This is a genomic window from Jeotgalibacillus sp. S-D1, from assembly GCF_004358665.1.
GTDB lineage: Bacteria > Bacillota > Bacilli > Bacillales > Jeotgalibacillaceae > Jeotgalibacillus.
Map to the genome: position 1 here is coordinate 173,368 of NZ_SMZR01000006.1, position 16,420 is coordinate 189,787.

A 16,420-nucleotide genomic window follows, 5' to 3' on the forward strand; every position below is an offset into this window, starting at 1 on the left:
AAAGGATATGGAGGAAGGAGTTTAGAAAGCCCCTCCTTATGTATATGATGAGGTCTGGCTGAGTATTCAAGTGGCATTCCGGCTGGGAGAAGGTGATATGCGACGTGGTATGCCGTTCGCATTGATCATTTAGTAAAATAAATCATTGACCGTTAAAAAATAGATTTCCCTAAACGTTTTATAAAAGGTGCTTTAGAGGAATAGTAAAGAAAAGGGTATTTTTACAAAAGGAGCCGAGTGAATATGAGTCATCCAAAAACAGCGATGCTGATCATCGATATGATGAATAAAATGGATTTTGATGGAGGAGAGGATTTATTAACGAATACTCTCCCTATGGTGGATCGCCTGGTCGCTCTTAAAAATCGCGTAAAAGAAGCTGGCATTCCTGTAATATATGTAAATGATAACTTCGGACAGTGGCAGGACAACGCAGAAAACATTATTGAAGAATGCCGGAAAAAACCGGGAAAAGAAGTGATTGAAAAAATTCTGCCGGATGAAGATGATTACTTTATCATTAAGCCGAAGCATTCAGGTTTTTTTGGGACACAGCTTGATATCCTTCTTCATCAACTGGGTATTGATAATTTAATTCTCACTGGCATTGCAGGCAATATCTGTGTTCTCTTCACTGCCAATGATGCCTACATGCGTGAGTATAAATTATATGTACCAAAGGATTGTATGGCCTCCGAGAAGGATAGTGATAACGACAACGCTATCCAGATCATCAAACGGTCGCTGATGGCTGATACGACGCCTGCAGCAGAGCTGGATTTAAAGAAAATTGAAGAAAAGAATCATGCTTAACACCCGCCTCCCGGTAACCCTCCAGATACATACTGGGGGGTTTTTGGCAGTTACGGGGATGCTGTCAAGATCACTGCAAGACCGTTATATCTCCCATGCAGCAACACCTGTGCAAAATCTGTTAAAATTATAATTTTTTTTCATCTATAACCCTCCAGAAAATTGTGGTAAAATAAGCTTACTTGGTGACGCAACGTCACGCGCAAGCTTTTTGGAGGAAAACGATATGACATTACTTTCAACTGGGGAAGCCGCACGGCAGCTGCAGGTATCGGTTCGTACATTAAGATATTATGACCAGATCGGTCTGGCAGAGCCCTCACGAAAAGACGATTACGGCAAGCGATTTTACAGTGAAGAAGATATGGTTCAACTGGAGAAAATTCTCCTTTTAAAATCGTTATCCCTTTCTTTGGAAGACAGCCGAAAAGTACTTCTGGAAAATTCAACCCACTCGATATTAACCGCGCATAAATCAGCCTTAGAACAGCAGTTCAAAGAAATTGACCATTCCATTTCACAGACTAATTCCTTATTACATACACTCAAGATTGAAAACACAATTGACTGGAAAATGCTTTTAAAACTTGTAGTGAAAAAAGCGGATAAACAAAATTGGCAGCACTATTTTAATCAGGAGGAGAATCTGATTCTTGCTGACAGACTTCCGAAATTAGAAAGTGCCAATATTACTACAAAAAAATGGATGAATCTATTAAAGAGGATAGAGCTGTGTATTCAAGCAAAGGAAAGCCCCAAATCCGAAACCGCTCAACTCATCATTGAAGATATAGAATTATTGTCTATGGAGACTTTTAACGGAGATGAACAATTGATGGAGAAGTTTTGGGAGGTGCGTAAGTCCCCGGAAGCTTCTGAAGAGCTCGGATTATATCCGATTAATGAAAAGATCATTCATTTTCTGAATGAGGCAATGTCAAATGCAGAATCGGCTTAAAGTTAAGTTGCAAAAGATTATTATTTTATAATTCTGTCAAAAATAGCATAAGGGTAACGATTTTAAGGAAGGAGGGTATTTGAACAGGAGTTTACGCCTGGTCCGCCTTCAACTTGAAAAATGAAGAAGCCTGATTGCTGCTTCCCCTTAATCAAGCCACTCCAGGATGCCGTTTAAGTCTGTGTAAATCTTATCGGGAGCAAAGCCTAATTCTTCTGCCGGCAGCCCATTGCGGTTGATCCATGCAGTATGGAAGCCGAAGCTTTTAGCACCCGTAATATCCCATCCATTTGAAGACATAAATAAGATCTCTTCCCGTTTCAGACCGGTCTTTTCAAGAACAAGATGATAAGAGGCTGGTGTCGGTTTGTATTGTTTTATTTCATCCACACTGACGATGCCATCAAACAATGGTGAAAAACCGGCATTATCAATCAATGGGTTTAGCATATCAGGCGTGCCGTTAGAAAAGACAAGTGTTTGTTTTTCGTGAAGAGCTTTTAAAACTTCTTCGGTTTCATGAAAAGCAGTTAATTTTTTATAGGCATCCAGCAGTTCCTGCTCCTGTTCAGGTGTCAAGGACTCCCCCTGTTCTTTAACGGCATAGATTAATGAACTCAGGGTAATCTGGTCAAAGGGTTTATACCTCCCCATGAGCTGTCTGAGGAAAAAATATTCAAGCTGTTTTTTACGCCATGAGAGGCTGATGGCCTTGCCTTTTCCCGGAAACCACTTATCGCAGGCTTTGGTAACCGAATGAACATCAAACAGTGTTCCGTATGCATCAAAAACAAATGCCTTTATAACTGGCTTCATAACGGAAGCTCCTTCCAGGGAAAAATATCTTCTGTTATTCTTTGTTCCCTGTTCCTCAAAAAATACGCAGTTGCGAATAAAATAGCTGTAACATTTTTCGTCACATATCCGTCAGCATATCGAGAGAAAGGTAAAGGAGATAAGAACGATGAGAAAATCGGTACTTGCTGCTATCGTATTATTTTTTGCACTTGCCAGCATTATATTGGCATCCAATACATTCACTAAAATGGAGAAAATCAGTATCCAGCATTGGAGTCAGGATATAAGCGGGTATGAAGAAGCGATCTATATAAATGATAAATCGACCTTAAAAAAGATAAGAAAAATATTAAATGACTCTATTCATGAAAATCATCAATCTGAAATGGCACAATCGGCAAACCTGAAATTGACTCTGTTTTATGAGGATAATAAGCAGGAAAAAATTTATTTATGGGAAGAGAGCGGGCAGTATACCATCTTTACCAGTCAGGATCGGGAAGGGACTTTTTCATTAAAAGATAATGATTCCAAAGGTGAGCTAAAGGATCTAATTAAATAACGTATAAAACCCAATTTTCCTGAAGGTGAGTGAAGCATTTTTCACTCACTTTTTTTTGTGAAGATTAATAGCTGTTTTTTAAGAAGACTATCTGCAGATCCAGCATCAATTTCCTGATAGTTGAGATATAATGGAAGAAATGGTTTAGATTAAGACATAAACGATAAAAAGAGGTGCGGACGATGGAGCAGTGGGTGGAAAAGTTATTTTCAAAGGAAGTATTGGCAAAAGCAGCAGACAGATATGGAGCGAATGCAGCAAATGCAAAAAAACTTGGGGATTTTGAGAATTACGTGTATGAAGTTTACAAAGAAAATCAACCGTATATTTTGCGTTTAACGCATTCTTCACACCGCAGTAAAAGTGAAGTGCTGGCAGAATTAGAATGGATTAATTATCTTTACCATAATGGTATTAACGCTTCACTCGTGCACAGATCACTAAATGGCGAACTGGTGGAAGAAATGCAGCTTGGAGACTCTTCCTTTTTAGTATGTCTTTTTGATAAAGCCCCAGGCAATCCTGTTAAAATGAATGATCCGGATTTTGGCCCGGATTTATTTGAGAAATGGGGAGAAATGACGGGTAAAATGCATCGTGTAACCATGAATTATCAAGAGGGTACGGCCAAACGGGCTCACTGGACAAAAGATGATTTAATCGATTTAAGTCCTTATTTGGATCAAAAGAAGGATGCTATAATTATAGAGGGAAATGACGAGCTGGTTAAAAAGATAGGTGAATTTCCTGAAACAAAAGAAGCCTTTGGTTTAATTCATTCCGACATTCACTCAGGCAACTTCTTTCTCCATAATAAAGAAGTCCATGTGTTCGACTTTGATGACAGCATGTATTTTTATTACATAAGTGATATTGCGATTCCCCTCTATTACGCTTCCTGGTGGAAACATCAAAACAGCAGTCTGGAGGCACGTTCTGTCTTTGGGAAAAGATTTTTAACCCATTTCCTGAAGGGATATTTAAAAGAAAATAAGATTGAAGAAACATGGATTCAGCGTCTTCCTGATTTTTTGAAGCTGCGTGATTATTGCTTATACGGTGTTTTCCATAAAAAAGTAGATCTTGAAAGTGGAAATGAGCGGGAACAAAAGCTTGTGGCAGATATACGCCAACGGCTTATAAGGGATGAACTGGTAGTGGATTTTAATTTCGGTGAAGTTCTTCAGCTGGCCTATCAAATGAAAGACTAATAGTAAAAAACTGGCGAAACCATTACCGCCAGTTTTTTTGTATAAGGAATCAACAGAATTATTTGTTAATTCGCATTTATGATACAATTAATGGAATATACATACAGTAATTGTTTACCAGTTTAGCTTAAAGGGAGGTTATTCACATGAAGAATGAAAATCTGCCGAAGGCGCGAGTATTTCAAGATCCATTCACCCGCCAGTTTGTTCAGTCGTCGCAGGAAGTTGAGCAGGGCTATTACCTTTTCGAGTCTGGAACAAGGAAGTTTGAGATGATGATTCCCGGTGAAGCAGTCATGGATGGAATTGGCTATTCATTGGAAGGCAACAACGATTATGAATCGTTTTTACTGTATATTTATCATCCTGACGGCAGTTTGTCCCACCTGCAGATCACGTTCATCTCCATCAATGACGCGCGCTTTATTCAAGACTACTTAAAGATCACTCAATCTCATGCAGGAGAAGAGCTGGCTTTTAATAAAACAGAAATGGAAGACAGGGATCTGTATTTTGCACCTGCACAACCCAACATATTAATTGATTTGCAGCGAATTGGATATGTTGCTTATTTGCAAAACAGGGCAGGTACAGGTGGTATACAGATTTATTATGATACCTTTTGTGACAAAGGCAACGCTGTATCCTGTGAGGAACTAAAAGCTGAGGAAAAAAAGAAGATACAGAAATTAATTTTTTCCATAAAGTTTCTTTCCGTGTTAGAAGGTGAGGAAATATGAATAATGAATGGCTTTATACTGATAAACTCAGACTTCGGGTCATTGATTTGGAATATCTTGGGTTGCCGAAAGAAGCATTTATTGATGAACTTACCGATCTATATTTAAAAGAAACCTCAATGCCATTAAACGCGGAGATAGAGGTGCTTTCATCTTCGGAGGTGAAGGCTTTAAAAGACGATACGTCAGGGTACAATGGGACAGCTATTCATTTCCGTTCAAATGAGCGTGTTAGTATGGATCAAATTTATATTATTTCACAAGGAAGTAATGATATAAATGACTGGTATTATAATATCAGTTCGCTTTTTGGAGGAGATCAGGCATATCAGGCGAACAGCGCAAGAATTTTTACAGCTGAAGCAGTTAAAACATTTAACCCTGCAACACCATCCCTAATCATAGGGCTTGCCCATTCACTCGCCCACAATAACAATGCCACAGCACAATTAATTTATAGTGAATTTAACAGGCTGTACAGCGTAAATGGAGCGCAAACCAATGTATACCAGCTTGCAAGAACCGACCGGGAGTTTCGAAGCGTACTGATTATGACATTTCCGCAAATCTTAGTTGATCCCAATGCAATCTATACCATTTCACCAAATGAATTAAAAGATTTTGCAGAAAAACATTATGAAGGAAAATCACACGACATTTACCAGGTAATATCAAAAGATGACCCCATCTATGCACTGAGCGGCACAAGAGGATTTTTCACAATAGGGGATGTAAGGCTGATTGATACGAATCCTGAGAGAAGCGGCTTACGCTCGATGGTTGACAGGATTCCGGACAGAGCAGTTGCTCACTTTCAACTCATTGCCCAGCAGTATGCGATTGCTTTTCGGAGCGGAAATACCCGTCAAGGAATTGAAGCTTTTACCGGGTTGAATATTGAATTGTTTTCAGATGTAACGAACATTGCAGGTTTTTTAAAAGTCTATTTTACATCCGCAGCTGAAATTGATGCCATGATCAGAAATATGAATGAAAGACTTCCTCCGCTCTATGAATCATTAAAAAAAGTAACCCAAACAAGAGAGCTGATATGGGGAGCGTTTTTGGAAAATAACTATATTAATGCCAAAGAGAAAATCATTCTGATACGGGAGACAGCAGAAATTGAACAAAACATTGGAAAAGCGCTCGACATTATAGGGAAAATGAACAGCAGAAGAAACCTTAGTGAATATCCGAAGCTGCCAGCGCAGAGCCGCGCGAGATGGATGCCGGTGACAGATCTGTATTACGGACTTCGCCTTTATTTTCTTACGAAAAAGATGAGAAAGAGCTTTGACAAAATGAAAGTAACTCTCCACCCTTTATTCACCGAATTTGTATCCAGTCATAATATTCCTGAAATGCTCGATGCATTGGAGAGGCAGTAGATTAAGATGTTAATAGTATATCTCCATTTGCAGTGATAATTGGTACGAAATGCTGTTAACTGGGGGTAAATTAGCAAGTAAAAATCAATGATTCAACGGATCCTATGCTACAATAAATGTAAGGATATTCTATTGGAGGAATGAGATGTTAACTTTAACGAAGGCTAAAATGTTCTTACTATTGATAAGCATCTTGTTGGCGGGAGGTTGTCAAATGGCGAATGGAAATAACGGGGAAGAACAGTTGAAACCAAGTGAAATGAGCGTAGATGAATTGCCGGATGTAAGGGCTTTTGAGGATGAGTTTACGCGAGGGTTCATGAAATCAACGGAAGAAGCTGCAGACGGATATTATACGTTTGAATCGGGAACAGGGGAATTCACCATGTTATTTCCTGAAAACGGGACCATTGCTGAAGGGTTTTATTCAAGAGAGGAAAATGTTTCCGAATCTTTTCTGGTGGGGGCAGAAAGCGAAAGTCTGATCTCTCAGTTTGATATCCAGTTTGACCGGGATGCCTCATTTAACGAAAATACGCTCTTATTCCTGGAAGAGAGAGTAGGGGAAGAGCTGGATTTTAAGAAAGAAGTAACGGACAAAAAAGAAATGCATACAGCACCTTTTACTTATGAAGATGATGTAATAGGCTTAGCTGCATTCATAGGCAATACGGAAAATAAAGCGGGACTAAGAGTAATCCTTACATCAGCATGTAACGAAGACTCCAGCTGTGATCAGCAGGAAGAAGAGGTCAGACAGGAAATGAGAACCTTTTTGGAAACAATCGAATTTAAATCAAAATAGAAAGTGAATGATGATATGGGTCAATTAATCTTTGATAATGAAAATGTAAGATTAAGAATAATAGATCTTCAATATCAAAATTTAGATGAAGATAAATTTGAGCAGGAGATAAAAAGAATATACTTAGAAGAAACGGGTACAGCACTGGAAGCAAATGTTGAAATTGTTCAATCGGATGCTTTAACTGAATCGAATGGATCCAGCTACGACGGGACAGCGGTCAATCTGTACTCTGACGATGGCGCTATTAATGAGGTATATGTGATCTCCCAGGGGTCTGCTGATGCGGGAGATTGGGACTATAATCTGCGCGGTATATTTGCCGGTCAGGAGGTTAATCAGTTTGAGAGCACCTTTACTTTTGTTAATGAGTCAAAAAAATACTTTGAACAGAAAAACGATTTACAGGAGCCTGTTGTTATAGGCCTTTCCCATTCCCTGGCCCACCATAATAACTCAAGCGTACAGCTGGTTACCGGCGTTTTCGATGAGATCTACAGCGTCAACGGGGCTCAGCCGACTGCCTATCACCTTTATAAGGCCGATGTGAAATTTAGACAGGCAATAAATCGCGAATTTTCCATCGGAGCAAATCCTGATGAATTATTTTCTGTTTCTCCTGAAAAGTTAAAAGTTTTTACTGAAAATTACTATCAGGATATGACAACAGGTATACACCAGCTCATTTCGGAGGATGATCCTCTCTATGGAGGAAGCGGAGCAAGAGGTTTCTTTACAGTAGGGGATGTGACGATGGTAGATACTAACCCGGAGATGAGCGGACTTCGGGCGATGGTGGACAGCGTGCCGGATGAGGTCATTGCAGACTTTCAACAGCTTGCCGTTCAATATTCCCTCGCCTTTGAAAAAGGGGGTTCATCCAAGGGGATACAGGATCTTACTGGCGTTGATGTAAATGTTATCGATAAATTTGCTGAAGATCCTTCTTTTGTTGGAATAATAAAAAACTATTTTACAAGCAGTAAAGAACTCGATAACATGATTGTCGATATGAATGAAAAAATACCGGTACTGCTTGAAACAGTTGAAAATATTACGAAAAATGGTGAACAGATATTCGGAGCATTTGTCAAAAATGGTTTTATTACCGAAGCGGAAAAAAATATTCTTGTTTCCGAGATGGATACGGCTGGCGGAAAACTGGATGAAATGATCGAGATTCTAAACACATTAAGCATATACCGCGACGGTGAAATGGTGGGCAATACCGGGACGGCTATTTTTGGGGCTGACGCCAGCGGAGCACTGCGTTTGAAGGGACTGATGGAAGACCTAACAAAAAGCGGTGACGAGTTCAGCCGGATACTGGGGCCGGTACTTGAAGAAATAGGTCACAGCCACAGCATTGAAGAAATGTTAAATGCCTTAGGGATGGAAAACGGGCGCCAATATCAAGGAAATGACATGATTATGATTGGCCGGCAAAACGGCAGCGAAATCAGGGTCAACATTTCTGCGGCAGTACGCATGTATCAGGAAGGACAGGCTTTACTTGAAGAGAAGCGAAGCGCAGTTGAAGCGGTTATGAGCACATCCCAAGTCGAGCTGCTGGATGGATATGAGGAGGAGAAGTCAAAGGTCATAGCCAAAATTAATGAAATTGAAGGCAATCCTGTCAGTTATACAAACGTGCTTCGTAAATACGTTTATTTTCCGCGTTTGGACAAATCCATTACCCGTATTGCCATTCAGGATTCTTTTCAGCCGTTAACCGGCATTTCTTTTGATGATCTTTATTCAAATCTATTAACTACGATACAGAATACAGATGATTTTCTAACATCCTCCAGAGAAGCAATTGAAAAGATCTTTGAGAAGGATGAGCATGTGGCTCAATTATTTGATTATGGACAAGGAGGAGAAAAAGTTGCCCTCAGATGAATCAATTTCAATAACAGAGCAAATCCTGCCGACAGAAGATCAGCTGTACCGAAAACAGTCCTTTATATCTGCTCTTGACCGCATTGCGGAAGTGGATCAGCAGCTTCAGCAATTAGTAAAAAGGTTTGGTTCAGAAGGAGGCAGTTCAGGTAAGACGATCGAAGCAATGGAGGAAAAAGCAAACCAGCAGCGAACCAGTCAAAATATTATCCTGAACAGTGCAGAATCAACCATCGATCAGGCCATTAAACGTTTTGACGAACAGGTAGATGCAATGAAGACACAAAATATGACGATCTATTATAAAAACAATCTGTCATCTGCTTTTTAAAGTGACTCAGGGCAACCTTCCCGGGGCACTTTTTTTATTAGCGCAAGCAGGAAAATCACTAACATGTAAGTTCATTTTGAGTTATGGACATAATGATACAAAATAACAGGGGGAAATTAGTTATTATTACGGTTAATATAGAATAATTCATGCTCAGAAGGGTAAAAGACATAAAAAGGCCAATCAGTCAGCTATTAGAAAGTGAGGATGAAATAATGAACAGAGGAATGTTTACAGCGCTTTCTGCAATTGTGATTGCACAGGGGCTAAAAGTATTTACGAACAAAAAGCTCACAGGGAAATGGGACTGGAAGCCAATTCTGCAAACTGGCGGGATGCCGAGCTCCCACTCAGCAGGGGTAGCTTCATTGGCAGCGTATACGGCGGCGAACCGGGGTACGCGCCATACTGAAACGGCTATTGCAGTTGTTTTTGGTTCCATCGTCATGTATGACGCACAGGGAATCAGACGGCATACCGGTGAAATTGCCCGCCTTGTTAATGAACTTGAAAATAATTTTGAAGTAATCTCCGGAGATTACCCGAGTCTTGACTATGTAAAACGCGAAAAAGACTTAAAAGAGCTTTTAGGCCATCAGCCGATTGAAGTGTTAGGCGGAGCGCTTTTTGGCATCGCATACGGCATCATTGCCGCTAAAATTGAAGATCGCAAAATGGGACGGGCGTAAGGGTACATATGTAATAAGCATTTCGCAAAACCAGATCAGAATGCTCTCACGGTAAATTCCGGGAGAGCATTCTTTTTATCTGTAAAGAGTTATTGTCTTTTTTAATATCCCGATAATTCATTGAAACGTAGCTTCATTGTAGCGGGAAGGGTTAGACGCTTGTTTTTCTACTTATTAAAGAGCTTTGTCAGAGAGATTCTTGCTTTTTTAAACCCCTCATAGGAATCCAATACAGAAATGATGATGGCGATCACAATAGACGTCCAGACAGCACCATTAACGACATTCATTACATCGTCTGCAGTACTGTTAAACAGCTGCACCTGATAATCAACAAACGAGGGATTAAATAAATTCGAACTGCTTGCGAGGAAAATAAATACCAGGATATAAACCGCGTTATAAAAGGCGTTAATCACAGCCAGCCGGGGGGTCCATTGGCCAAGCACCCATTTAAAAATAGCAAGGGCAATTTCGATTGCGATAAGAAGACAAACAAATGGCCAGAAAGAAAGAAGCGTCTCTTCATTAAAAATCGGCGTAACATAGTTAAACCCAGATGTGCTGTCGCGCTCATAAACAGCAATAATATTCACAGCATTAAAATACACGCCAGCCCAGACAGCTGTCCAAATCAGACTGAATAAAACTTGAGATTTTGATATGGCTTTCTTTTTTGGAATGGATGAAAGATATTTTAAATCTTCAGGCTTCCAGGGTGCCCCGATTGTGGATTGGGGGAATGATTCCTTCACTGCACCGGAGCGCTCCAGCACAAAGAAAACAAGCGTTATCCAGAATAATGTTTGAACACCTACATTAAAAGCTGCTCCGACAATGCTAAACGACAAAGCGAGAATCATTTCAATAATAGTTGCTTCTCCAGCATAATTAATAATATTTGTTAATACCTGCGTAATCAGAACAACAGCTAATACAATGGGGAAAGTCATTTTTAAAATGGTTAAATAATGATCGTAGAGAGCGGGTCCAATCAAATAACGGGGAATATCACGGTACTGTCCAGCTAATTTTGCAGGGTCACCAAGCTTAGAAAGTGCTGCTTTAATTTCATCTTCTGTCGGGTTGTCAGGAAGCATATCCTGGATCGTCGATTGGAGTTCAAGCGCAATGTCTTCACGATTCTTTTCAGGCAGCAGCCGCGTCACTTCGTGTACGTAAAGATCAATCAAGTTCATTTTTCTTCTCTCCTTCCAATAGTTGTTGAAGCTCTAACGACGTCTTTTCCCATTCCTGTTTTAATTGCAGAAACAGCTCAGTCCCGAAATCACTCAGCACATAATATTTTCTTGGTCTGCTCTCTGTTGTATCCCATGAACTTGTCACCAGTTTTTGTTTTTCCAATCGCCTCAGAAGGGGGTAAAGTGTACTCTGGTCAATGACAATCCCCGATTTCTCCAATAACTGTACCAGTGAATAGCCGTATTGCGGCGTTTGTAACTGGCTTAAAACGGCCAGCGTCAGCGTCCCCCGCCTTAATTCGGTCGTCAAGGAAGATAACAGATCGCTCATCCCTTCACCTCATTTCTCTTTATACTGTATTTCATACACTATTATAATATTACCAACAATTGAAATTTGTGAATAAGAACTGTTGGCAATCCTCATAATGTCGGGATCGAACCCTTCAGACATTTAATCCGCGGGTTTTGGGCCGAATCGAAGCCTTTGGGAACGCTACCGGCGGGTTTTCACCACTTATCACAGCCTTTGCCCCCTCTATCGGCGGATGTGACCTTTCACCTATTTATCATTAAACCGAAACCCTCGTCTGCAGCTGCACTGTAGTCCCCGATTCCGCAAACATACAAATGGTGCTGAACAAAAAATGCCCCTGGAACATGTCATGTTCCCGGGGCATTTTATAGAGTTGGATCGGACTCTCTTTTTTCGCATCTAAACCGGCACTAAAGATCTTTCTTCATATAATAATGGCTAAAGTCTCTTCCGACATTATCAAGCGTTCCGTACACTGAATAGCCATGTTTTTTATAAAAATCCAATGCCTGAAAGCTCAAGGTGTCCAGTTTGATAAAATCACAGTGTTTTTCACGTGCCAGCTGCTCTGCTTCGTTTAAAAGCTTTGAACCGTACCCTGTGCCCCGAAGATTCTCATCAAGAATTAAAGTGTGAATTTCAAGCCAGTTCCAGCAGAACTCACCTAAAAGTCCGCCCTTAACATTTCCCTCAGCATCCTTTAAGAATAATTTCATTTCCTCATACCTGCCTCTTAAATCCTCAGGAAAATGAGAGGCATTAAATTCATATAACTTGTGATGAATCTGATTTTCCTCAGTCTTGATGTGTTCTTTTGTGATATGTAAGGTCATAGGCTCGTTCTCCTTTTCGGTATTCTGGAAATCATATAAGCAATCGCAGCCGCGGGCAGAAGAAGTAAAAAAGGCATTGTCGTTTCTCCAAATGAGACTTGCTGCTGCAGAGTCTGAGGCGCAGATAATACCGGTGTAAAAAATGCAGTCAAAAGAATACCTGACAGCAGCTGGAATCCTATAATAAGGACAATAAAACTGGCAATAAATAGTATAAACCGTTTCAAGTTTTCCACCTCCTGATAGGAATTACGATTTCAAAGGCAAAAAGTTTCCTATAACAGGAAAATACCTATTTAGGATTCATCCTTTTCCAGAAGAAGAAAAAGCTGTACACTATCGTAAAGAGGTGATTGGATGAAAATTGCATTAGTAACGGGTGCCAATTCAGGAATGGGATTGGCCACAACAGTTGAATTGGCAAAGCAGGGTATGCATGTGGTGATGCTGTGCCGAAATCCTCGCAAGGGGAAAGTGGCATGGATTTCTGCAAAAGAGCAAAGTCGCTCACAGGAAATTACACTGATGAACGCTGATCTTGGTTCAATGGAAAGCATTCGGGAATTTGCAGCTGAATTTAAAAAGAAGTTTGATCACTTGGATATTTTAGTGAATAACGCAGGTGTTGTGTCACTGAAAAGACAGCTGACTGATGACGGATTTGAATCGCAGCTGGGCGTTAATCATCTTGGACATTTTTTATTAACGAATCTGTTATTGGATGAATTAAAAAAGTCGCAGGCAGGCAGAATCATTGTTGTCAGTTCGGGTGCTCATAAATGGGGCAAAATTGACTTTGACGATCCGCATTTTGAAAAAGGATACAATGTGGCAAAAGGTTACGGTCGTTCCAAGCTTGCCAATATATTATTTACTAAAGCACTAGCGAAGCGTTTGGAAGGAACTAATGTAACTGTAAATGCCGTTCACCCGGGTGCAGTTGCAACTAACCTGGGTGTTAACCGCAAAACGGAATTTGGCCGGAGCATTACCCGTGTATTAAAGCCGTTTTTCCAAACAGCTGAAGAGGGTGCTAAAACAGCTGTATATTTAGCTACCAGCAATGAAGTGGCGGATGTTTCCGGACGTTACTTTTATAAAATGAAGGAAGTTGACGTTTCAGAGGATGCTAAAAATGAGTGGCTGGCTGAAGAATTATGGGGCTGGAGCGAAGAACGTGTTGGCCTTTAAATACCGTTAGACAGTAGGACCAGCAGGCTTGCTGGTCCTACTGTCTATAAAAAATCAGGAAGGGAGGAATAGGAGTGAACCCAATTCTGCTTGATTTTCCAGAAGAATTCTCAACTGATCGATTGCTGATCCGCGCGCCAAAACCAGGGGACGGAGAAGCTGTCTGGGAAGCCATCAACGCATCAAGAGCGGATTTAAAGCCATGGCTTCATTTTGCTTCAAAAGAAGAAACAAAAGAAGCGGTAGAAGCAAACATACGGGAATCACAGATTAGATTTTTATCAAGGGAGGATCTTCGTCTGCTGGTATTTTTAAAAGATACAGGTCAATTTGTGGGCTCGTCCGGACTGCACCGCATTAATTGGGACATTCCAAAGTTTGAAATTGGCTATTGGATCGACAGCCGTATGAGCGGGAAAGGGTATATGACAGAAGCAGTCGAGGGTATTACGGACTTTGCTTTCTCCACGCTTAAAGCAAAAAGAGTGGAAATCAGGTGCAACAGCAAAAATAGCAACAGCATAAAAATTCCTGAAAAACTTGCCTATACACTGGAAGGTGTATTAAGAAACGATCTGTTTGATGAAGTATTAAACGAATCGGCGGATACTTGTGTTTTTGCTAAAATTGCTGAAAATTAAACAATTGAAGGGCAGCTGAATAATCTGGTTGTTCCGCTGATTGACAAATGGTACATATGATTACGTGCGAGCTTCCGGTAAACCTTAAAAGGTTTTCTGGAAGCTTTTTTTATAGTCGCATCAAACCTTATAAACACTACGTTAATTAGTTTGATAAAAACGAAAATTCTGATATTAACTTGCAGGGTTTCCTGCAAAAAGGTACAATATTACTAGGTTTAGTGATTTTATTGTCATTTGGAGGCTTATAAATGCAGGAAATACTGCAAAAATTGGAGGACTCTTATCATCTTTTAAGCACAGGGCAAAAGAAGGTTGCAGCATTGTTTTTTGAAGAACCCAGCATCATCGCATTTTCGTCAGCACTTGAAACGGGCCGGCACGTTCATGTCAGTGAATCAACAGTCATCCGGCTCACTCAAAAAATCGGCTACAAAGGCTACACCGAGGTGCAGCACATTATTCAAAGAAAGCTGGCTGAGGAGCGTTGGTTAAAACCACAGCCGGGATTTGGTTCCAGGGAAAAACAAAGCTTTCTTCATAATCTGCTGGAAGCTGATATTGCAAACATTTCCAGATTGAAAGAGTCACTAAAGGAAGAAACCCTGCTTCAAGTGGTGCAGCATATCAGCAAAGCAAGAAAAATCTACGTAACAAGTAATATGTTTAGTTATGGTCTTAGCCATTTATTTGCACATTGGCTGAATATGGTGCTGGATAATACCGAAATGCTCATGCAGGGCGACATTCAATATTATCATCAACTTTCCAAGATGAATAACCAGGATGTATTAATCTCATTGGTTTTACCGCGTTACACAAATAATGTTATTGAAACGGTTAAGACTTCAAAAGCGCAGGGCGCCACTGTTATTTCAATAACAGACCAAGCTGATTCTCCGATTGCCGACCATTCAGATATTTTACTGGAGGCTACTATTAATTCAAATCTCAACATCGATTCTTTTACGGCGGTGCTATCTCTTCTGACAGCTATTATGAGATTCATCTCAGTTAAGGATTATGAAAAAGTAAATGAAAATTTAAGAAGTGTGGAGAGAATGTACCAGGAAAAAGGAATATTTCATCGTTCTTAAATAAGAACTACTTGTTTGTTGATAACCTGTTTTTCAGTTTAATAGGTTAACTATATAAAAAGGGGAGAGTTAACAATGAAAAAGCTATCGATTTTAGGTGCAATGTTATCGACAAGTCTTATTTTGGCGGCCTGTGGAGGAGGGGACGAAGCGGAAGAAACATCCGGTTCCTCTGATAATGCAGGAAGTGAATATAATTTATTTGAAGACGGAAAACTTACGTGGGCATCAAGCGGATTGTACAAGCCTTTTAACTATGAAGAAAGCGGCGAGCTGAAAGGGTTTGATGTGGAAATCGGCTACGCAATTGCTGAGAAATTGGGCCTCGAGCCAAATCCAATTACGACGCCATGGGAAACGATCCTGCAGGGACTGACGGGAGAACGTTTTGACGCGATCATCGGCAGCATGGCCATCACGAATGACCGGGCAGAGCAGGTGGACTTCTCGGATCCCTATTATTATTCTGGTGGAATGGTTTTTGTAGCAGAAGGAAATAACGAAATTACATCAGCGGAGGATTTAAAAGGGAAAAAAATTGGGGTGGTCGCACAGAGTACCTACGATAGTGCAGCGCAGGAATATACAGATTCTTCTAATATTCAATACTATAACAGTGACGTGGTGGCGTTGAATGATCTGGAAATAGAAGGACGCCTGGATGCTGTGATCACAGCGGATGTTGTTGGATACGAAGCCATTGCAGCAGGTCTTGAAATTAAAGAAGTAGGGGAGCCTTTGTGGATTGAAAAAGCAGCCATTGCGGTTAATAAAGACAATCCTGAACTGCTTGAAGCAATAAATGGAGCGCTCAAGGAAATTCAAGAGGATGGGACTTATGATGAGATTTCAACCAATCTATTTGATCGAAATCTTTTAGAAACGGATATAGAAGGAATTGAAGTTTTAGAATAATAAGTCCAAGTGTTAGGAAGGTGCA

General features: G+C 40.4%; 19 protein-coding genes. 14 read left to right on the plus strand and 5 right to left on the minus strand.

The window, feature by feature from the left end; genetic code table 11:
* Window positions 1–243 precede the first annotated feature (243 nt).
* Both E2R51_RS16545 and E2R51_RS16550 read left to right on the plus strand, forming a co-directional pair.
* Window positions 244–813: a cysteine hydrolase family protein gene (locus E2R51_RS16545; protein WP_133378193.1), complete on the plus strand. Its 570-nt coding sequence runs from the start codon at window positions 244–246 to the stop codon at window positions 811–813.
* A 226-nt stretch (window positions 814–1,039) separates the two neighbouring features.
* The gene (locus E2R51_RS16550) at window positions 1,040–1,771 is read left to right on the plus strand and encodes a MerR family transcriptional regulator (RefSeq protein WP_133378194.1); all 732 of its coding nucleotides are present in this window, start codon (window positions 1,040–1,042) and stop codon (window positions 1,769–1,771) included.
* 147 nt (window positions 1,772–1,918) lie between these two features.
* Here E2R51_RS16550 and E2R51_RS16555 read toward each other — a convergent pair whose 3' ends face one another.
* On the minus strand, window positions 1,919–2,587 hold the full coding sequence (locus E2R51_RS16555; RefSeq protein WP_133378195.1) for a haloacid dehalogenase type II: 669 nt from the start codon (window positions 2,585–2,587) through the stop codon (window positions 1,919–1,921).
* 148 nt (window positions 2,588–2,735) lie between these two features.
* Here E2R51_RS16555 and E2R51_RS16560 point away from each other — a divergent pair, with 148 nt between their 5' ends.
* The 8 genes from E2R51_RS16560 (at window position 2,736) to E2R51_RS16595 (ending at window position 10,200) form a co-directional block, all read left to right on the plus strand.
* Window positions 2,736–3,131, plus strand: a complete 396-nt coding sequence (locus E2R51_RS16560) for a YhfM domain-containing protein (protein ID WP_133378196.1) — start codon at window positions 2,736–2,738, stop codon at window positions 3,129–3,131.
* 182 nt (window positions 3,132–3,313) lie between these two features.
* Window positions 3,314–4,342 carry a phosphotransferase enzyme family protein gene (locus E2R51_RS16565; RefSeq protein WP_133378197.1) on the plus strand — a complete coding sequence of 343 codons (1,029 nt, stop codon included), beginning with the start codon at window positions 3,314–3,316 and terminating at the stop codon, window positions 4,340–4,342.
* A 146-nt stretch (window positions 4,343–4,488) separates the two neighbouring features.
* The gene (locus E2R51_RS16570; RefSeq protein ID WP_133378198.1) at window positions 4,489–5,082 is read left to right on the plus strand and encodes a hypothetical protein; all 594 of its coding nucleotides are present in this window, start codon (window positions 4,489–4,491) and stop codon (window positions 5,080–5,082) included.
* Window positions 5,079–6,473, plus strand: coding sequence for a DUF6792 domain-containing protein (locus E2R51_RS16575; RefSeq protein WP_133378199.1), 1,395 nt, complete (start codon window positions 5,079–5,081; stop codon window positions 6,471–6,473). Before E2R51_RS16570 ends, E2R51_RS16575 begins: the two co-directional genes overlap by 4 nt.
* Before the next feature lie 214 nt (window positions 6,474–6,687).
* On the plus strand, window positions 6,688–7,278 hold the full coding sequence (locus E2R51_RS16580; protein ID WP_133378200.1) for a hypothetical protein: 591 nt from the start codon (window positions 6,688–6,690) through the stop codon (window positions 7,276–7,278).
* Window positions 7,279–7,293: 15 nt separating this feature from the next.
* Complete coding sequence (locus E2R51_RS16585) at window positions 7,294–9,180, plus strand: DUF6792 domain-containing protein (RefSeq protein WP_133378201.1); 1,887 nt, start codon at window positions 7,294–7,296, stop codon at window positions 9,178–9,180.
* Complete coding sequence (locus tag E2R51_RS16590) at window positions 9,167–9,511, plus strand: hypothetical protein (RefSeq protein WP_133378202.1); 345 nt, start codon at window positions 9,167–9,169, stop codon at window positions 9,509–9,511. Before E2R51_RS16585 ends, E2R51_RS16590 begins: the two co-directional genes overlap by 14 nt.
* 215 nt (window positions 9,512–9,726) lie before the next feature.
* A complete protein-coding gene (locus E2R51_RS16595) occupies window positions 9,727–10,200 on the plus strand; it encodes a divergent PAP2 family protein (protein ID WP_133378203.1) in 474 nt (157 codons plus the stop codon).
* A gap of 167 nt (window positions 10,201–10,367) precedes the next feature.
* On the opposite strand, the gene E2R51_RS16600 is transcribed toward E2R51_RS16595, so the two are convergent.
* From E2R51_RS16600 to E2R51_RS16615, 4 genes are all read right to left on the minus strand, one after another.
* Window positions 10,368–11,399, minus strand: coding sequence for an HAAS signaling domain-containing protein (locus tag E2R51_RS16600; protein ID WP_133378204.1), 1,032 nt, complete (start codon window positions 11,397–11,399; stop codon window positions 10,368–10,370).
* Complete coding sequence (locus E2R51_RS16605) at window positions 11,386–11,733, minus strand: PadR family transcriptional regulator (protein WP_133378205.1); 348 nt, start codon at window positions 11,731–11,733, stop codon at window positions 11,386–11,388. Before E2R51_RS16605 ends, E2R51_RS16600 begins: the two co-directional genes overlap by 14 nt.
* A 395-nt stretch (window positions 11,734–12,128) precedes the next feature.
* Window positions 12,129–12,551, minus strand: a complete 423-nt coding sequence (locus E2R51_RS16610) for a GNAT family N-acetyltransferase (protein ID WP_133378206.1) — start codon at window positions 12,549–12,551, stop codon at window positions 12,129–12,131.
* Window positions 12,548–12,778, minus strand: coding sequence for a hypothetical protein (locus E2R51_RS16615; RefSeq protein ID WP_133378207.1), 231 nt, complete (start codon window positions 12,776–12,778; stop codon window positions 12,548–12,550). Before E2R51_RS16615 ends, E2R51_RS16610 begins: the two co-directional genes overlap by 4 nt.
* A 130-nt stretch (window positions 12,779–12,908) precedes the next feature.
* On the opposite strand from E2R51_RS16615, the gene E2R51_RS16620 reads away from it, so the two are divergent.
* From E2R51_RS16620 to E2R51_RS16635, 4 genes are all read left to right on the plus strand, one after another.
* On the plus strand, window positions 12,909–13,742 hold the full coding sequence (locus E2R51_RS16620) for an SDR family oxidoreductase (protein WP_133378208.1): 834 nt from the start codon (window positions 12,909–12,911) through the stop codon (window positions 13,740–13,742).
* Window positions 13,743–13,816: 74 nt separating this feature from the next.
* Window positions 13,817–14,383, plus strand: coding sequence for a GNAT family N-acetyltransferase (locus E2R51_RS16625; protein WP_133378209.1), 567 nt, complete (start codon window positions 13,817–13,819; stop codon window positions 14,381–14,383).
* A gap of 251 nt (window positions 14,384–14,634) precedes the next feature.
* Window positions 14,635–15,480, plus strand: a complete 846-nt coding sequence (locus E2R51_RS16630; protein WP_133378210.1) for a MurR/RpiR family transcriptional regulator — start codon at window positions 14,635–14,637, stop codon at window positions 15,478–15,480.
* 75 nt (window positions 15,481–15,555) lie between these two features.
* Entirely contained in the window at window positions 15,556–16,395 is an 840-nt protein-coding gene (locus E2R51_RS16635; RefSeq protein ID WP_133378211.1) for a transporter substrate-binding domain-containing protein, read from the plus strand.
* The last annotated feature ends 25 nt before the right edge of the window (window positions 16,396–16,420 follow it).

What these genes read in the sequence shown, in the direction of transcription:
- E2R51_RS16560 (WP_133378196.1), top strand. Translation starts at nt 2,736, where the DNA reads ATGAGAAAATCGGTACTTGCTGCTATCGTATTATTTTTTGCACTTGCC.
- E2R51_RS16635 (WP_133378211.1), top strand. Translation starts at nt 15,556, where the DNA reads ATGAAAAAGCTATCGATTTTAGGTGCAATGTTATCGACAAGTCTTATT.
- E2R51_RS16570 (WP_133378198.1), top strand. Translation starts at nt 4,489, where the DNA reads ATGAAGAATGAAAATCTGCCGAAGGCGCGAGTATTTCAAGATCCATTC.
- E2R51_RS16545 (WP_133378193.1), top strand. Translation starts at nt 244, where the DNA reads ATGAGTCATCCAAAAACAGCGATGCTGATCATCGATATGATGAATAAA.
- E2R51_RS16620 (WP_133378208.1), top strand. Translation starts at nt 12,909, where the DNA reads ATGAAAATTGCATTAGTAACGGGTGCCAATTCAGGAATGGGATTGGCC.
- E2R51_RS16565 (WP_133378197.1), top strand. Translation starts at nt 3,314, where the DNA reads ATGGAGCAGTGGGTGGAAAAGTTATTTTCAAAGGAAGTATTGGCAAAA.
- E2R51_RS16600 (WP_133378204.1), bottom strand. Translation starts at nt 11,399, where the DNA reads ATGAACTTGATTGATCTTTACGTACACGAAGTGACGCGGCTGCTGCCT.
- E2R51_RS16585 (WP_133378201.1), top strand. Translation starts at nt 7,294, where the DNA reads ATGGGTCAATTAATCTTTGATAATGAAAATGTAAGATTAAGAATAATA.
- E2R51_RS16550 (WP_133378194.1), top strand. Translation starts at nt 1,040, where the DNA reads ATGACATTACTTTCAACTGGGGAAGCCGCACGGCAGCTGCAGGTATCG.
- E2R51_RS16630 (WP_133378210.1), top strand. Translation starts at nt 14,635, where the DNA reads ATGCAGGAAATACTGCAAAAATTGGAGGACTCTTATCATCTTTTAAGC.
- E2R51_RS16610 (WP_133378206.1), bottom strand. Translation starts at nt 12,551, where the DNA reads ATGACCTTACATATCACAAAAGAACACATCAAGACTGAGGAAAATCAG.
- E2R51_RS16555 (WP_133378195.1), bottom strand. Translation starts at nt 2,587, where the DNA reads ATGAAGCCAGTTATAAAGGCATTTGTTTTTGATGCATACGGAACACTG.
- E2R51_RS16595 (WP_133378203.1), top strand. Translation starts at nt 9,727, where the DNA reads ATGAACAGAGGAATGTTTACAGCGCTTTCTGCAATTGTGATTGCACAG.
- E2R51_RS16605 (WP_133378205.1), bottom strand. Translation starts at nt 11,733, where the DNA reads ATGAGCGATCTGTTATCTTCCTTGACGACCGAATTAAGGCGGGGGACG.
- E2R51_RS16580 (WP_133378200.1), top strand. Translation starts at nt 6,688, where the DNA reads ATGGCGAATGGAAATAACGGGGAAGAACAGTTGAAACCAAGTGAAATG.
- E2R51_RS16575 (WP_133378199.1), top strand. Translation starts at nt 5,079, where the DNA reads ATGAATAATGAATGGCTTTATACTGATAAACTCAGACTTCGGGTCATT.